Origin of the sequence: Glycomyces xiaoerkulensis, from assembly GCF_002798405.1 — a bacterium.
Taxonomy (GTDB): domain Bacteria; phylum Actinomycetota; class Actinomycetes; order Mycobacteriales; family Micromonosporaceae; genus Glycomyces; species Glycomyces xiaoerkulensis.
This window is the reverse complement of record NZ_PGGV01000016.1, coordinates 150,817-164,322: the sequence shown is the minus strand read 5'-3', so window position 1 is coordinate 164,322 and position 13,506 is coordinate 150,817. Positions and strand designations below refer to the sequence as shown.

At 72.0% G+C, this 13,506-nt stretch carries 16 protein-coding genes; 5 read left to right on the top strand and 11 right to left on the bottom strand.

Translation table 11 applies throughout. The features are described from left to right. Positions 1–260: 260 nt before the first annotated feature. Together CUT39_RS06410 and CUT39_RS06405 are read left to right on the top strand one after the other, a co-directional pair. A complete protein-coding gene (locus CUT39_RS06410) occupies positions 261–1,238 on the top strand; it encodes a S66 peptidase family protein (RefSeq protein ID WP_100445139.1) in 978 nt (325 codons plus the stop codon). An 87-nt stretch (positions 1,239–1,325) separates the two neighbouring features. After that, positions 1,326–1,871 (top strand): GNAT family N-acetyltransferase, encoded by a 546-nt coding sequence (locus tag CUT39_RS06405; protein WP_100445138.1) that lies wholly within the window; start codon positions 1,326–1,328, stop codon positions 1,869–1,871. A 3-nt stretch (positions 1,872–1,874) separates the two neighbouring features. On the opposite strand, the gene CUT39_RS06400 is transcribed toward CUT39_RS06405, so the two are convergent. The 4 genes from CUT39_RS06400 to CUT39_RS06385 form a co-directional block, all read right to left on the bottom strand. Continuing rightward, positions 1,875–2,921 carry an endonuclease/exonuclease/phosphatase family protein gene (locus CUT39_RS06400; RefSeq protein ID WP_100445137.1) on the bottom strand — a complete coding sequence of 349 codons (1,047 nt, stop codon included), beginning with the start codon at positions 2,919–2,921 and terminating at the stop codon, positions 1,875–1,877. Positions 2,922–2,958: 37 nt separating this feature from the next. Continuing rightward, complete coding sequence (locus tag CUT39_RS06395) at positions 2,959–4,161, bottom strand: sulfotransferase family protein (RefSeq protein ID WP_100445136.1); 1,203 nt, start codon at positions 4,159–4,161, stop codon at positions 2,959–2,961. 124 nt (positions 4,162–4,285) lie between these two features. Continuing rightward, a complete protein-coding gene (locus CUT39_RS06390; RefSeq protein WP_100445135.1) occupies positions 4,286–4,693 on the bottom strand; it encodes a DUF6220 domain-containing protein in 408 nt (135 codons plus the stop codon). Next, a complete protein-coding gene (locus CUT39_RS06385) occupies positions 4,686–5,732 on the bottom strand; it encodes a carboxymuconolactone decarboxylase family protein (RefSeq protein WP_100445134.1) in 1,047 nt (348 codons plus the stop codon). The genes CUT39_RS06390 and CUT39_RS06385 overlap by 8 nt, the downstream gene beginning before the upstream one ends. Before the next feature lie 210 nt (positions 5,733–5,942). Between CUT39_RS06385 and CUT39_RS06380 the strand changes: the two genes are divergently transcribed. Together CUT39_RS06380 and CUT39_RS06375 are read left to right on the top strand one after the other, a co-directional pair. After that, a complete protein-coding gene (locus CUT39_RS06380; RefSeq protein WP_100445133.1) occupies positions 5,943–7,103 on the top strand; it encodes a sensor histidine kinase in 1,161 nt (386 codons plus the stop codon). Then, entirely contained in the window at positions 7,100–7,762 is a 663-nt protein-coding gene (locus tag CUT39_RS06375) for a response regulator (RefSeq protein WP_100445132.1), read from the top strand. Before CUT39_RS06380 ends, CUT39_RS06375 begins: the two co-directional genes overlap by 4 nt. 4 nt (positions 7,763–7,766) lie before the next feature. On the opposite strand, the gene CUT39_RS06370 is transcribed toward CUT39_RS06375, so the two are convergent. From CUT39_RS06370 to CUT39_RS06350, 5 genes are read right to left on the bottom strand one after another with little or no spacing between them, the layout of a single operon-like run. Next, entirely contained in the window at positions 7,767–8,606 is an 840-nt protein-coding gene (locus CUT39_RS06370) for a YihY/virulence factor BrkB family protein (RefSeq protein WP_100445131.1), read from the bottom strand. Between the two features lie 37 nt (positions 8,607–8,643). Next, positions 8,644–9,093 carry a DUF7144 family membrane protein gene (locus tag CUT39_RS06365; RefSeq protein ID WP_100445130.1) on the bottom strand — a complete coding sequence of 150 codons (450 nt, stop codon included), beginning with the start codon at positions 9,091–9,093 and terminating at the stop codon, positions 8,644–8,646. Positions 9,094–9,150: 57 nt separating this feature from the next. Further along, the gene (locus CUT39_RS06360) at positions 9,151–9,747 is read right to left on the bottom strand and encodes an anthranilate synthase component II (RefSeq protein WP_100445129.1); all 597 of its coding nucleotides are present in this window, start codon (positions 9,745–9,747) and stop codon (positions 9,151–9,153) included. Further along, on the bottom strand, positions 9,740–10,054 hold the full coding sequence (locus CUT39_RS06355) for a hypothetical protein (protein WP_100445128.1): 315 nt from the start codon (positions 10,052–10,054) through the stop codon (positions 9,740–9,742). The genes CUT39_RS06360 and CUT39_RS06355 overlap by 8 nt, the downstream gene beginning before the upstream one ends. Position 10,055: 1 nt before the next feature. Continuing rightward, a complete protein-coding gene (locus CUT39_RS06350) occupies positions 10,056–11,231 on the bottom strand; it encodes a class E sortase (RefSeq protein ID WP_157930513.1) in 1,176 nt (391 codons plus the stop codon). A gap of 185 nt (positions 11,232–11,416) precedes the next feature. Between CUT39_RS06350 and CUT39_RS06345 the strand changes: the two genes are divergently transcribed. Continuing rightward, complete coding sequence (locus CUT39_RS06345) at positions 11,417–11,677, top strand: cell division protein CrgA (protein WP_100445126.1); 261 nt, start codon at positions 11,417–11,419, stop codon at positions 11,675–11,677. A 116-nt stretch (positions 11,678–11,793) separates the two neighbouring features. On the opposite strand, the gene CUT39_RS06340 is transcribed toward CUT39_RS06345, so the two are convergent. After that, positions 11,794–12,954 carry a thiolase family protein gene (locus CUT39_RS06340; RefSeq protein WP_100445125.1) on the bottom strand — a complete coding sequence of 387 codons (1,161 nt, stop codon included), beginning with the start codon at positions 12,952–12,954 and terminating at the stop codon, positions 11,794–11,796. Beyond that, positions 12,947–13,462 carry a YbhB/YbcL family Raf kinase inhibitor-like protein gene (locus tag CUT39_RS06335; RefSeq protein WP_100445124.1) on the bottom strand — a complete coding sequence of 172 codons (516 nt, stop codon included), beginning with the start codon at positions 13,460–13,462 and terminating at the stop codon, positions 12,947–12,949. The genes CUT39_RS06340 and CUT39_RS06335 overlap by 8 nt, the downstream gene beginning before the upstream one ends. Between the last annotated feature and the right edge of the window lie 44 nt (positions 13,463–13,506).

Sequence of the window (13,506 nt, the reverse complement as noted above, 5' to 3'; positions counted from 1 at the left end):
GGTATCGTGACGCCGTCGAGCCTCATCGTCGTCCGCTCTGAAGTAGGTGCGGTGCGGCGGAGCCGGGTTGCCGCACCACTGGGTAGTTGCCACCGCACCGCGGAAGGTTGCCGCCGGGTTCGGAGTTTTTTCCGGCGGCCCCGCCGCGCGGGTGCCGCGCCCGCGGAGGCGCCGATAGCGCTTGCTGCCGAGTATTGTGCCCGGGACCGGGGTAGCCGTAGGCTGAGTCCGCCCCGGCTCCCGCCTTTGGAGGTAGACCCATGGAACCGCTACGGCCGCACCGGCTCCGGCCGGGCGACACCGTCGTGATCGCCGCCCCCTCCGGGCCCGCGCTCTCCACCCGCCGCCACCAGCTCGACGCCGCCGTCGACACCCTCGAGGAGATGGGTTTCAGCCCTCGCCCGTCGCCCCTGGTCGAGAGCGGCGCCAAGCACTTCTGGCGTTCGGGCACCCCGGCCGAGCAGGCCGCGGAGATGAACGACCTGTTCGCCGACCCCGAGGTCCGAGCGATCGTCCCCTTCAGCGGCGGCAACGCCACCACCGGCTATCTCGACCGCATCGCCTACGACACCGTCCGTGCCGACCCCAAGCCGATGCTCGGCTTCTCCGACATCACCGCCCTCCACCTGGCGCTCTACTCCCGGACCGGACTGATCGGGCTCCACGCCGACTTCGCCGCGCCCGGCTTCGGCGACATGTGGCTCGAGGCCGAGTCGCGCCGCCGCCGGGAGCTGTTCGACCTGTACCGGGACCTGCTGACCGGCCGGACCGGGGAGGTCCCGCTCCCCGCCTACCTCGACTGGGAGACCTGGAAACCCGGCCGGGCCTCCGGTCACCTGGTCGGCGGCCTGCTCGACCGGTTCGTCCGCCTCCAGGCGACCCCGTACGCGCCGGCCCCCGAGCGGTTCGACGGGGCGATCCTGTTCTGGGAGGACGTCGGCCGCAAGATCGGCCACATCTGGAACGACCTGCACGCCCTCCGTCTCGGCGGCGTCCTGCACCGCATCGGCGCGATGGTCGTCGGCATCCCCTCCGAGATCGAGGCCCCCGGGGCCGACTACGGGGACGCGACGGTCAAGGACGTGGTGCTCGAGGTGATGGACGGCATCGACGTCCCGGTCCTCGCGGGAGTCGACTTCGGACATACCGCGCCGAATCTGCCCATGCCGATCGGACTGCCGGCGGCGGTCGACGCCGACGCGCCCGACCTCCGCCTCCTCGAATCCCCGGTCGTCTAGACGCCCGGCGCCGGTTCCGCTTTGTGTCGCAATTCCGTCCGCATTAGTGGTTGCTTTCCTTTGGACCTTCAGGCACGGTTGGTAGACATGAAGATCCGTACGGCCGGACCCGCAGACGCAGACGAGATCGTGGAAGTCCGGAACGCCTCCTGGCGGGCCGCCTACCGCGGCCTCATCGCCGACGACACCCTTGCGGCACTGCGGGACGAGCCGGGGGAGGCGTTCGTGATGAACCTCAGCTCCCCTCCGCCGTTCTGGCTCACCCTGGTCGCCGAGCGCGGGCCCGACGTGATCGGCTACATCATGCTCGGCTGGGACACCAGGGAATCCGATTCGGACCAGACCGGCCCGGGCGAGCCCGGTGAAGTGTGGGCGCTCTACGTCCACCCCGACCGCTGGGGCACCGGAGTCGGCCGGGCACTGATGCGCGAGGCCCACAAGGCCCTCGACGAATTCGGGCTCGCCCCGATCCGCGTGTGGGTGCTCGAGGGCAACGACGTCGGCCGCCGCTTCTACGAGCGGTACGGCTTCGTTGCCGACGGCGAGCGCACCGACTACGAGGTCGACGGCCGGACGTACCCGATCGTCCGCCTCGCCCTCCCCGGGGACCGGGTGGCCGACGAACTGGTCTGACTCCTACGGCATCCGGACCGTGGCCAGCACCGGCGCGTGGTCGCTGCCGTCCTTGTCCAGGACCTGGAAGTCCAGCACCGCCGCGTCCTGCTCGACCAGCACGTGGTCGAGCGCCACGCCGGGCGGCCGCACCAGGCCCCTGAGGTAGCCGCGGACCGGACGCCAGGTCGCGGTCAGGCCCCGGCCGGTGGCGTCGGCGGCGTCGGTGTACCCCGATTCGAGCAGTTCGCGCATCGCGTGGTGGTCGAGCGTGGCGTTGAAGTCCCCGGCGAGGATCCACCGATCGTCGCCGTCCGGCCGCGGCAGCTCGGCGAAGTCCTGCTCCCACTCCGGAATCCGGTGGGGCGCATAGGGCGCGGCGGTATGGACGGCGAGGAACCGCACCGTGGACCGGTCCGGCAGCGATACCTCGGCGGCGATCTGGTGGAAGATCCCGTCCGGCTCCAGCTCCTCCAGCCGCTCCAGTGGGTGGCGGGAGTACAGCGAGGTCCCCTCGGCGGCCCGGCCGGTGGTCGTGATCGCGTGCGGCAGCCGCTCGGTCAGGCCCAGCTCGGCCAGCCGGTCGATCGCGGGCGCGGTCGTCTCCTGGACGCTCAGCAGGTCCGGATCGTGCTCGTCCACCAGGTCGACGACGTGCCGAAGGTTCGCCTCCCCGACGTAGAGGTTCACCGAAAGGACCGTGAGCGACTCCCCCGCGGCGGCCGGCTGCGGATCGGCCACCGCCCGCGGCACCACCGCCGCGCTCAACGCCAGCGCCATCGCCGCGGTCACGGCCGCGGCCCGCCAGTGTCGCACCAGCGCCTGCAGTCCGGCGCCGACCAGGGCCGCGACGGCGACGTACGGGGTGAACGACACCATCGCGACCGGCGCCCAGCCGGTCTCCAGGCCGTACAGCCGCATCGCCGCATAGGCGATGAAGCCGAACCCGGTCGTCCACGACAGCGACCGGACGATCCGCCCCCGGTACCAGGGTGCTTTGGTGCGTTGGGCTTCGGGCGGGCCGGGTCGGTCGAGTTCGGCCGTCCGCCCGCCCGGACGTGGCTCGCTCATCGCGGCGAGCCTAGCCGACCGGAGCCCGTGGCGCCGCTCACCCCATCCGGTGGACCATCCGGACGTAGTCGCCGAAGGCCCTGTCGACCATGTCGAAGTCGAGTCCGTAGTGCGTCAGGCTGTATTCGTGGCCGCGCTTCATGCCCGGCCGGGCCAGCACGGTGCCGAGGTTGTCCTCGTCGTCGGCGGTCCACTCCATCTCCAGGCGCTCGAAGACGCCCGGCAGCTCCTCGTACGGGTTCGCGGTCAACTGGTGGTAGGAGACGTCGACGATCCGGTCCCGCGGCAGCCGGGAACGGCTGTCGCGCGCGGTGCGGATCATGTTCGACAGCATCTCCAGCCAGTCCGCGCCGATGTCGCGCGGATCGTAGGTGCTGTTGCACAGCGCCACCCCGGTCTCCATGAGCGAGCACCACGAGCCCATGACGGTGTTCGGGTCGCGGTGGGTCCACATGATCTTCGCGTCGGGGAAGACCCGCAGCAGGGTCTCGAGGTAGTCCAGGTGGTAGGGCGACTTGAGGACCCAGCGCCGTTTCGGGGCGCCGAACTGGAGGACCTGCAGCACCTGCTTGTAGTAGCGGAGGTCCTCCAGGAAGTCGTGGTCCTCGAGCCAGCGGCGGTACTCGGGCATGCGGTACGTCACCAGCCAGTACTTGCCGTGCGGCAGCGCGAACACGCACTCCTCGGGGGACTCGGGCTCCATGGGGTGGATCTGCGGCAGGACCGGGGAGAAGAAGTGGCCGAACGAGGCCGAGCGGGCCGAGACCCTCTGGCGCCGCCGGCGCAGCGCCCGGTCGATGTCGGACCGGTCGGTGGCCTGGAGCTCCCACATCAGCGGGGCCCGGTGGCCTTCGGGGCGGGCGAGGATCTTGTGGGCGAGGGTGGTGGCGGTGCGCGGCAGCCCGGTGACGATGATGGGCCGCTCGATCGGCTCGTCGGCGATCTCGGGGTGCTCGGCCAGCAGCCGCCGCACCCGGAACCGGTTGGTCATGCGGGAGCGCAGGTCGCCGAGCCCGCCCACCCAGCCCAGCGGCGAGATCGAAGGGACCGAGGCGATCCGGTGGAGGAGGCGGCGGTAGTCCTCTACGAACGCCTCGTCGCCCTCGGCGGTGCCGCCGGAATCGGCCTCGGCCTGCCGGAGGGCCTTGTCGAACGCGGCGTCGGGATCGGAGCGCCGGCGCCTGGACGACGATCGCAGCACGGCGTTGACGGGACCGACCAGTCTGGAGGTGCGTCGCATGGGATTCGGTTCCTTTCGTGGGGGCTCCGATCCGAATCCTGGCACACCATCGCTTGTGGGCCCGGCGAGGGTGCTTGCGGCACCGGCGCACCGGTGCCGCAAGCGGGTTTCCAGGCGGATGCGTTCAGGCCTCGGCGGGCTGGGGCGCGCCGCGGTCGGCCCGGATCCGCTTGGCCGCACCGCCGGCGCGACCGGCGACCGCCATGATCAGCAGGCCGTTGACCGCGTGGAGGCCGAAGATCAACTGGCCCACCACGGTCCCGTCGACGCTGACGAGGGCGATGACCGACTGCAGGATCACCAGTCCGAAGGCGATCGACGCCAGTGCCACCGGCTTGCCGCCGGCGCGGGCCAGAGCCGCCAGCGGGATCGACACCAGCGACAGCAGGGCGATCAGGCGGCCGTTCATGATGTGCAGCTCGTACGCCTCGGCCGGCGCGCCGACGGCGATCGCGCCGTAGCCGGCCAGGAAGATCTGGACGCCGAGCAGCGCACTGATCACGGCCATCCAGATGCGGAACAGATTAAGCATGGAGAACACCTCTCTCGGCGGGTTCGGTTCGGATCGGGCCCGCCTGGATGCGGTCGGCGGCGTGCACGACCGCGAACGCGAACAGGGACACCACGGAGTGGTCGGCCAGCGCTCCGGCGCGCCACGCGGCCACGTCCTCATCGGTGACCGAGCCGGGATCGAGCGCGGCCGACGCCGCCAGCCGGGCACCGAGCGCCACCCGGCCGGGCAGCGCCCCGATCCCCGCCGGCTCCGGCGGACCGGGCACCGGACCGGTGCCCCACCGGTCGACCGCCTCCGCGACCGTCCGCCGGACCGCGGCGGCGGCCGGCTCGCCGAGCAGGCCGCGGCCGCACGAGGCGGTCGCGCGCAGGTGCGTCCACGCCGTCCCGACCGGCGAGTCCCCGGCCCAGGCCGGGACGCCCAGGTCGAGGCCGGACCACTCCTCCTCGAGCCAGCGGGGCCGGCGGTCCAGCACCGGCAGGCTCGCGCCCGGCTCGAGTCGGGCCGCGACCCGCTCGCGCAGGGGCCGCGAGGCCACCGACCGCCCCAGCCGAGAGGCCGTGACCGGATGCGGGGCGGCGTCGGTCGCCATCACCTTCACCAGGCGGGTGATGATCTCGAAGACCAGCGCGGTGCCGATGAACCGCGGCGCGGCCCCGGCCGGGAACGGCCCCTCCGCGCTCGGCGAGATCGCCCACGCCGCCGCGTCGGCGTGCGAGGGCGGGGTCCGGCCTTCGCGGAGGGCCTCGGCCGACTCGTGCTCGCCGAGGGCGTGCAGCATCGTGGCGTGGGCGTCGGTGCAGAACCCGCACGAGTTCTTCACCGAGATCGCGGTGGCGACGACCTCCTTGGCCGTCCGCTCCGCCGGGCCGCCGACGAACAGCGACTCGCGCAGCAGCGCCCACACCGAGGCGAGCAGCTCCGGGGCGGGGGTGAGCATCAGGAACGGCGCGCCGGGGCGGCCCACCTCGGCCCTGGCCTGACGCAGGACCTCGGCCACCACGCCTTCGGCGGGTCCGGGGTCGACGGGTGTGACGTGTCGGATTGAGGGTGGCATGGGACTGCTCCTCGAACGGGTTCGCGGCGGGGTGTCGCCCGCCTGCCCACGAGCCTTCCCCGAGCGGGAGCGAACGTCGTCGACCCTGGGCCGACAATCCGGTCGGCGCCGTGCGCCTCAGCCGGCCCGGCCGCGTACCACACCGGTGGTACGGGTCCTCTGGAACCGCGGGCCGACGCGCCCGCCACCGAAGCCGCTTACGATGAGGGCATGTCAGAACGCCTCGGCCCCGACGGCCGGCCCGGACCGCTGCGCCGGCTCAGCGGCCGACGGCTCGACATCCTGGTCGCGGGCCTCACCCTGGCGCTCTCCCTCGGCACCGGACTGTCCACAGTCCTGCTCGAGGACCGGCAGCTCGGCCTCGGGTGGCTGCTGCTGACGATCGGCCCGCTGTCGCTGCTGGCGTGGCGCCGCTACCCGCGCACGGTCATGGTCGCCTCGGTCCTGGCGCTGGCGGCGATGAACCACCTCGACCTCGGCCCGCTCCCGGCCGTGGCCGCGCTGTTCGCCATCGGCTTCTCGATGTACCGCGGCGCGCGGGGCCTCACGGTCGGTACCGTCCTGGGCTTCTCGGTACTGACCGCCTTCGGCAACTGGCAGGCCGCCGACTGGAACTTCACCCCCGCCGGCCTCCAGCAGACCATGCTCGTGATCGGCTGGCTCCACGTCGCGATGATCTCCGGGGAGTCGAAGCGCCAGCGCGACGCCTACATGGAGGAAGCCGAACGCACCAAGGAGGAGGCGCTGCGCCGCAAGGCCGCCGACGAGCGCGTGCGGATCGCCCGCGAGCTGCACGACGCCCTGACCCACTCGATCTCGGTCATCCGGGTCCAGGCCGGTGTCGCGGTCCACTTGGCGCGCAAGCGCGGCGACCGGCCTCCCGAGGCCCTCGTGGCGGTCGACGAGGCCGCCAAGGACGCCACCCGCGAACTGCGGGAGACGCTGACGATGCTGCGAGGCGACGAAGGTCCGCGCCTGGGCCGCATCAAGGACCTCACCAGCCGCTACGACGGGCTCGGCTTCGAGATCGGCGTCGACTGCCCCGGATGCGACCGGCTCGAGGTCGGTCCGGACGCCGACCACGCCGCCTACCGGATCGTCCAGGAGGCGCTGACCAACGCCGTCCGGCACTCCGGCGGCGACCGGATCGAGGTCGCGATCGACGTGCTCGACGACCTGCTGCACGTCGACGTGGTCGACAACGGCGCCGCCGACCACTACCAGCCCGGCCGCGGCATCACCGGCATGCGGGAGCGCGTCGACTCCCTCGGCGGCTCGCTGGTGGTCGGCCCCGACGCGGGCGGCTTCGCCGTGCGTGCGCGCCTCCCGGCCGCGGACCGGGCCGCCGAATCCGAAGGGACCGCCGCATGATCAGGGTGCTGCTCGCCGACGACCAGCCGCTCATGCGGGGCGGCTTCCGCGCGCTCATCGACGCCGAGGACGACATGACCGTCGTCGCCGAGGCCGCCGACGGGCCCGCGGCGGTCGAACTCGCCCTCGCCCACCGTCCCGAGGTGGCCCTGATCGACGTCGAGATGCCCGGTGGCGACGGCATCGAGGCCGTCCGCGCCGTAGCCGAGCGCCGGGAGCTGGCCGGGCTGCGGGTCGTGATGCTCACCAACTACTCGTTCGACTCCTATGTGTTCGACGCTCTCCGTGCGGGCGCCGCCGGCTACCTGGTCAAGGACACCGAGCCCGGGGAGCTGCTGCGGTGCGTGCGCGCGGCCGCCGCCGGCGAGACGCTGCTGTCGCCGGCGATCGCCTCGAAGCTGGTGGCCGAGTATGTGGCGCATCCACCGGCGCGCCTGGCCGGGCGCGTCGAGGGGCTCACCGAGCGGGAGTCTGAGATCGTCGCGCTGGTGGCGCGCGGGCTGTCCAACGGCGAGATCGCCGAGCGCCTCTACATCAGCCCGGCGACGGCCAAGACGCACGTGCACCGGGCGATGATGAAGCTGGCCGTCCGCGACCGGGCCGGACTGGTGGTCTTCGCCTACGAGTCGGGGCTGGTGCAGCCCAAGGGCGCGGAGTGAGCGGTCATCCGGCGGCGGCTTCGTCCTCGCGCTCGGGCCGGAGGGCCGAGGCGTTGTATTCGGATCCGAACAGCAGCACCGCGTTGGTGATCCACAGCCACACCAGGAACACGATGGCGCCGCCGAGCGTGCCGTAGGTCTGCTCGTAGTTGCCGAAGTTGGCCACGTACAGCCCGAACAGGGCCGAGGCGGCGACCCAGAGCACGACCGCCAGTACCGCTCCGGGGGCGCGGAACCGGAAGGTGGTGCGCACCGCCGGCGACAGCCAGTACAGCAGCGCCACGATCACCATCACCAGCACCAGGATGGTCGGCCACTTGACCCATTGCCAGAAGGTCGAGGCGACAGCGCCGGCACCGAAGGCCCGGCCGAACTCGGCGGCGACGGTGCCGCCGGTGGCGGCCACCACCGCGCACACCGCGGTGAGCGCGCCGACCACCACCGTGAGCACCACGCGGACGATGAGGACGATCCACAGTTTGCGCGTCTCCTCGGTCCCGTTGACCGCGTTGGTAGCCCGCATGAACGCGCCGATGTAGTTCGAGGCGGCCCACAGGGCGGCGAGGAGGCCGACGGCCGCGAGCACGCCGGCGGTGGCCGGGTCGGTCTGGAGGCGGTCGACGGCGTCTTCGACGATTTCGGCGCTGTCGGCCGGCAGCAGCTCGCGGACGCCGTCGAGGAGGGCGTCGGTGGCGTCGTCGCCGAGCAGGCCGATGATGGAGGTGCCCACCAGGATCGCCGGGAACAGCGACAGCACCGAGTAGTAGGTGAGCGCCGCGGCGTTGTCGAAGCGGCTTTCGGTTATGAACCGCTTGACCGCGGCCACCAGTGATCTCCGGCCCATGGCCACTATCGTGCCAGCCCGGGCCGGGCGGCGGGTGTCAACGGGGGATGCGGTGGTCGTCGCCGCTCTCGCGGGGCGGTTGGACCTGCGTGGTCACCGCCCAGATGACGAACACGTCGACGGCGAGGACGAACGTCGATTGGAAGGGGAACTGCGGGGCCAGGAGGCATTGGTTCACCGCCGAGACGACGGTGATCAGCAGCGTCGCGGCCGCCCAGGCGCGGACGCGGCGCGGGCGCCGCGGGGCGGCGACCAGGACCAGTCCGATCAGGAGTGCGGAGGCGCCGACGGCGACGTTGACCCAGCCCCATCCGGGGCTGTCGGTGCGGTACCAGTAGGCGCCGCCGGAGAGGACGAACGCCTCGCCCTGTGCGATGGCGTAGCCGATGAAGATCTGCCAGCCGCCGACGGCGAGCAGCCCGATTCCCGCGATGAGGAGACCGCCGGGGTGGCGGCGATCGGGCGGACTCCAGTCCTGCCGGGTCAACGGCCACCTCCCGCCGCGGGTTCGCTTGCGATAACAGCTTAGACAACCGTCGGACTCCTATGTGTCCTGGCGAGCGGCGGCCGGTATCCGCGTCAGCCAGTTCTCCAGTAGGGCGCTGCCGTCCTCGGTAAGGATGGACTCGGGATGGAACTGCACGCCTTCGACGTCGGCGGCGCGGTGGCGCAGCCCCATGACGAGGCCGTCGGCGGTGGTGGCGGTGACCTCCAGCGGCGGTGCGACGGTGTCGGGCTCGACCGCGAGCGAGTGGTAGCGGGTGGCCGTCAGGGGGTTGGCGCAGCCGGCGAAGAGGCCGTCGCCGTCGTGCTCGATCGGGGAGGTCTCGCCGTGCCGCAGTTGCGGCGCCTGCGCGACGGTCGCGCCCCAGTGTTCGGCGATGACCTGGTGGCCCAGGCACACTCCGAGGATCGGTACGCGGCCGGCGAAGCGGTCGAGCAGGTCGTGGCCGAGCCGGGCCTCTTCGGGTCGGCCGGGTCCGGGCGAGAGCAGCACCCCCGCCGGCAGCAGGGCCTCGGCCTCGGCGACGCTGGTCTCGTCCGACCGGCGCACCTCCACGCGGGCGCCGACGGCGCGCAGGTAGCTGACGATGGTGTGGACGAAGGAGTCGCGGAAGTCGACGACCAGGACGCTACCCATCGCCCTCTTGGTCCTCCGCGTCTTCCGGAGGGGCCGCGGTTTCCCAGTCCTCGGGATCGAAGTCGGTGTCGCGGCAGTCGACTCCGGGTGTGCAGGTGGGTTCGTCTCCGGCGGGCTCGCCATCGCCCTCCTCCTCGTTCACCAGCGACCCGCCGTCGACCTCGACGTTGCTCCAGGGCATGTGCGGACGGACGGCCGGGAAGGCCACGAACCACAGCAGTGCGAAGGCACCGGCGGTCAGCGCGAGCGACCCGATGAGCTTGCCCGGCAGGCCCCCGGGGAGTTTCCTCCAGATCCATCCGTACATCTCACGCCTCCGGGTCGATCGCTTCGTCGGGCAGATCGCCCTGCGGGTCGCGCTCGTGGGTATCGGTCAGGGTGCCGAAGACGACGTAGCGCTCGAAGTTGTCCCACAGCGGGTGGCAGGTGAACAGCGTGAGCCAGTAGTCGTCCTCGCCCGGCGGGGTCCCGGGGTTCCGCGGGACGGGCGCGGTGATGTCGACCGCGGTCTCGTCGACCACGACGTGCTCTTGGACCTCGTAGACGTAGAAGGACTCCTTGGTCTCGATCACGACCTTGTCGCCGACCTCCAGGTCGCGGATCTTCTGGAAGATCGCGGGCACGTTGTGGCCGGCGAGGGTGAAGTTGCCCTGCTCGCCGGGGTAGGCGCCGTCGAGGTAGCGGCCGGGCGCGTACTCGATGTCGGACAGATCGGTGCCTTCGACCAGGGTCCAGGACTCGGCGCGGATGTCGGGGGCCCACATGCGGGCGAAGGCGTCGCCGAGTTCGGGGACCGGCGCCCCGTCGACGCCCTCCTCGCTCTCGGCCTCGGTCTGGTCCCAGACGACGTCGAGGCCGCCGGACAGGTCGTCCTGGGCGGCGTTGATCTCGGCGGAGACGCCGAAGATCTCGTAGGCGGCGTACAGCAGGACGATGACGCCGAGGCTGATGAGGATCTCGCCGGCGCCGCGGACGCCTTTGCGGAGGCCGCCGGCGAAGTCGCCGCGGTGGCGCTTGACCGACCGCTTCTTGCGGACCTCGCTGTCGGCGCCGGCCGGGGCGGGGACCTCGCCGGAGGGGATCTGCGGAAGGACCGCGGTGCCGTCGGGCTCGGGGATGAGGCCCCCGGCTCCCTGCTTGCCGGTCGAGGGCGGCCGCAGGGGCATGGTCTGATCGTGCGGCGGGTTCGAGCCGGGCGCGCCGCCGGGCACGGAGGCTTTCCCGGAGGCGGCCCCGGCCGGTGCCGAATCGGCGGCGGGCCGTGCGGCGCCGGACGGGCGCGCCGGACCCGGCCCCGGTGCCGACGCGGACCCGTGCGGATACGGCGACGGTTTGGGGCTCGACGCCTGCGGCGTCGACGGCGGCGAGACGGACGCCGAGGCCCGGGGAGCGGACGGGGGCGGGGTGGCCCGGCCGGGGTCCCGGTCCGGTCGCGGCGCGGGCGGCGACTCCTCCGCGAACGGCGACCACTCCTGATTGCTCACCTGGGAATCTCGCCTCCGTCGGATCAAGTGATCGGCTCGTTGGGAAAAGGCTCCGTAACCATAACGCCTCAGGACAGGGTATGGTCACGTCCCGATCTCAAGTATCGCCCGAACGGGCAAAGCGGTGTGTACCGGTGCTCACGGTACTCTGGTTTTGGATAAGTACCCCAGTTGGAGAGTATTCGATGCCGAAGTCACGCGTGCGAAAGAAGAAGGTCTACTCGAACCCGAGCGGCAAGGGCTCCCAGGCCGGCGACAGCTACGAGCCCAGCCCGATGTGGGTGCCGATCACCGCCGTCGCGCTCATCGTGATCGGCATCGGGTGGCTGACCCTGTACTACTTGTCAGGGCAGGAGTACCCGGTCGGCGTGTGGGGCTACTGGAACCTCGCGGTGGGATTCGCCAGCATGGTCGCGGCCCTGCTGGTCCTCTCCAAGTGGAAGTGACCCCCGGCGGCACGCCCCTGCCGGACCGAGGTCCCCGGCCCGACCCAAGCGACGCGAATCCTATATCCTATAGGATGGCTTTCCTATAGGATATAGGATATTTCCTATAGGATCCGCTAGCGCAGCAGCTCGAACACCGTCGCATTCGCCATGCCGCCGCCCTCGCACATCGTCTGCAGGCCCCGATGCGCACCGGTGTCCCGCATGTAGTGCAGCATCGTCGTCGCCAGCCGGGCGCCGGAGGCACCCAGCGGGTGGCCCAGCGCGATCGCGCCGCCGCGCGGATTGAGACGCTCCTCGTCGGCCCCGGTCTCGGCCAGCCACGCCAGCGGCACCGAAGCGAACGCCTCGTTGACCTCGAACACGTCGATCTCGTCCAGATCCAGGCCGGCCCGCCGCAGGATCCTCGCCGTCGCCGGGATCGGCCCGTCGAGCATCATCACCGGATCCGCACCGACCGTCGCGGCCGCCGCGATCCGCGCCAGCGGCGCCACTCCGAGTCGGCGAGCGTGCTCGTCGGTGGTGACCACCAGCGCCGCCGCCCCGTCCGAGATCTGCGAGGACGAACCGGCGGTCACCGAGCCCTCCGCGCGGAACGCCGGCTGCAGCGCCGCCAGCTTCTCCCGGTTCGTGTCCCGCCGGATCCCCTCGTCGGCGCGCATCTCGGCCAGCGGCGCGATCTCGGCCTCGAACGCGCCCTTGTCGGTCGCGTCGGCGGCCTTCCGGTGGCTGGCCAGCGAGAACTCGTCCATCGCCTCGCGCGGGATCCCGTACCGCTCGGCCACCAGCTCGGCGCCCACACCCTGGTCGAACGGCATCGCCCGCGCGGCGTCCACCCGGTCGGAGTACCGATCGCGCACCGCCGGCCCGTACGGCTCGCCGGCGCCGGCGCCCGTGTTCGACCCCATCGGGACCCGGGTCATCGACTCCACGCCCCCGGCGACCACTACGTCGGCGTGCCCGGCCAGGACCGCCGCGGCCGCGTTCGCGATCGCCTGCTGGCCGGAGCCGCACTGCCGGTCGATCGAGGTGCCCGGGATCGCCTCGGGCCACCCGGCGGCGAGCACCGCGTTGCGCGCCACGTTCCAGGACTGCTCGCCGACCTGCGAAACGCAGCCGAGCATCACGTCGTCGACCGCGTCCGGCTCCAGCCCGGCGTGGTCGAGCACCGCGTTCAGGGCGTGCGAGGCCAGGTCCACGGCGTGGACTCCCGAGAGAGCGCCACCGCGCTTGCCGACCGGTGTGCGCGCGGCAGCGAGGACGACCGCCTCAGGCATTTCGGTACACCGGCGTGATCAGTCCGCGCGCCAGGACGTTGAAGGTGATGTTGGCCGCCCCCTTCGCCATCGAGGTGTCGGACGGCAGATCCAACCGTTGCTTGAGCGCGTGGACGGCGAAGATGTAGCGGTGCTCGTAGTCGCCGGGAGGCGGGGCCGCCCCGGCGAAGCCGACCTTGCCGGAGTCGCTGCGCAACTGCACCGTGCCGCCCGGCGGGTCGGCGTCGGCGCCGGAGGGCAGTTCGGTCACCGACGGGTCGAGGTCGAGCACCATCCAGTGCCACCAGCCCGATCCGCTCGGGGCGTCGGGGTCGAAGCAGGTGACGGCGAACGCCGCGGTCTCGGACGGGAAGCCCGACCAGGCCAGGTGCGGCGAGACGTCCTTGCCGGCCACCTGGTCGGGAGGGAGCGTCTCGCCGTCGGAGACGTCGTTCGAGGTCACCTCGAACGACGGAACCCGCGGCAGGAAGTCGTACGGCCAGGGAGCCTTCGGACGATCGAGCGTCATCGATCTCCTCCTCATGCTTGATCATGAATGCTCGGCAATGCTCG

Coding starts and splice junctions, on each gene's coding strand:
- CUT39_RS06375 (WP_100445132.1), top strand. CDS start 7,100: ATGATCAGGGTGCTGCTCGCCGACGACCAGCCGCTCATGCGGGGCGGC.
- CUT39_RS06380 (WP_100445133.1), top strand. CDS start 5,943: ATGTCAGAACGCCTCGGCCCCGACGGCCGGCCCGGACCGCTGCGCCGG.
- CUT39_RS06335 (WP_100445124.1), bottom strand. CDS start 13,462: ATGACGCTCGATCGTCCGAAGGCTCCCTGGCCGTACGACTTCCTGCCG.
- CUT39_RS06410 (WP_100445139.1), top strand. CDS start 261: ATGGAACCGCTACGGCCGCACCGGCTCCGGCCGGGCGACACCGTCGTG.
- CUT39_RS06370 (WP_100445131.1), bottom strand. CDS start 8,606: ATGGGCCGGAGATCACTGGTGGCCGCGGTCAAGCGGTTCATAACCGAA.
- CUT39_RS06345 (WP_100445126.1), top strand. CDS start 11,417: ATGCCGAAGTCACGCGTGCGAAAGAAGAAGGTCTACTCGAACCCGAGC.
- CUT39_RS06395 (WP_100445136.1), bottom strand. CDS start 4,161: ATGCGACGCACCTCCAGACTGGTCGGTCCCGTCAACGCCGTGCTGCGA.
- CUT39_RS06385 (WP_100445134.1), bottom strand. CDS start 5,732: ATGCCACCCTCAATCCGACACGTCACACCCGTCGACCCCGGACCCGCC.
- CUT39_RS06400 (WP_100445137.1), bottom strand. CDS start 2,921: ATGAGCGAGCCACGTCCGGGCGGGCGGACGGCCGAACTCGACCGACCC.
- CUT39_RS06355 (WP_100445128.1), bottom strand. CDS start 10,054: ATGTACGGATGGATCTGGAGGAAACTCCCCGGGGGCCTGCCGGGCAAG.
- CUT39_RS06340 (WP_100445125.1), bottom strand. CDS start 12,954: ATGCCTGAGGCGGTCGTCCTCGCTGCCGCGCGCACACCGGTCGGCAAG.
- CUT39_RS06390 (WP_100445135.1), bottom strand. CDS start 4,693: ATGCTTAATCTGTTCCGCATCTGGATGGCCGTGATCAGTGCGCTGCTC.
- CUT39_RS06405 (WP_100445138.1), top strand. CDS start 1,326: ATGAAGATCCGTACGGCCGGACCCGCAGACGCAGACGAGATCGTGGAA.
- CUT39_RS06360 (WP_100445129.1), bottom strand. CDS start 9,747: ATGGGTAGCGTCCTGGTCGTCGACTTCCGCGACTCCTTCGTCCACACC.